Raw genomic sequence first — 940 nt, 5'->3', positions numbered from 1 at the left:
TCTTCATCGTTTATTCCTCTTTCTATTACGAATAAATTGTAGCCCTTGTTTATGACACGTCATCATTTCTCTCCTTTTTCTCTATACATGTTCCATTCTATTTATCTATTATATACATGTATGTATTTCCTCCCTTGCTCTATTAAGTCCTATACAAATAGCGCAAGAAAWTGTTTCCAAAGAAACACGTTAATTATACAAGATTCCACATATATTTCACACTGGAAATTTAGTAATAATTTTATTTTTAAACAGTGAAAAAATATATAAAATGTCTATAATTCATTGGAAGCTATAAGAAAAAACAGACTATCACATACGTGAAGTCTGTTTTTCCTCTTTCTTTACTTTTGTATGTCTGCCCATTTCAAGCTTGTTGCTGGGCCAAATTGATGTACGTATAAATCTTTCACGTATGGTTTTTGTAAGTAAGATAATCCGCGCTGGAATACTGGTGCGATTACTGCATCATCAAGGAGCATTTTTTCCGCATCTTGCAATGCCTTCCAACGAGCTTTTTCATCATTACCTAATTCTGTTTTAATCTTTTTAATTAACGCATCATATTCTGGATTTGCATATCCTGTATTATTGACAGTACTTCCCGAAAGGAATACTTCTAAGTAAGTCATTGGATCTGGATAATCAGGTAACCAGCGTGATAACGACATTTCATATTCTTTTTTCTTCTCTAGCGCTAGTTTTTGAGTATGGGGTTGTAATTTCACATTTACTTTTAGYCCTGGTAAGTTTTTCTCAAGCTCTTCTTTAATATACTCTCCTTCTTTTTTAAAGTTTTCTAAGTCATAGTTTAAGAATTCTAACGTTACTTCATTTGTTCCCGTCTCTTGCTTTGCTTTTTCCCAATATTCCTTCGCCTGTTTTACGTTCGTCTTATTAAACTCTCCAGCCGTATCTCTAAAATCTTTCTTATCTGGAC

Annotated in this window: 1 protein-coding gene; it reads right to left on the bottom strand. The window is 33.0% G+C overall.

The features are described 5' to 3' along the window. Window positions 1-344 precede the first annotated feature (344 nt). Window positions 345-940, bottom strand: a 596-nt coding sequence (locus AC1DTM_RS28855) for an ABC transporter substrate-binding protein (protein WP_477001526.1), incomplete at its 5' end; no start/stop codon positions are given.

The organism is Bacillus sp. P4_D3 (assembly GCF_056401855.1).
Note: the sequence above shows the minus strand (reverse complement) of the source record. Positions and strands in the feature narration are given on the sequence as shown.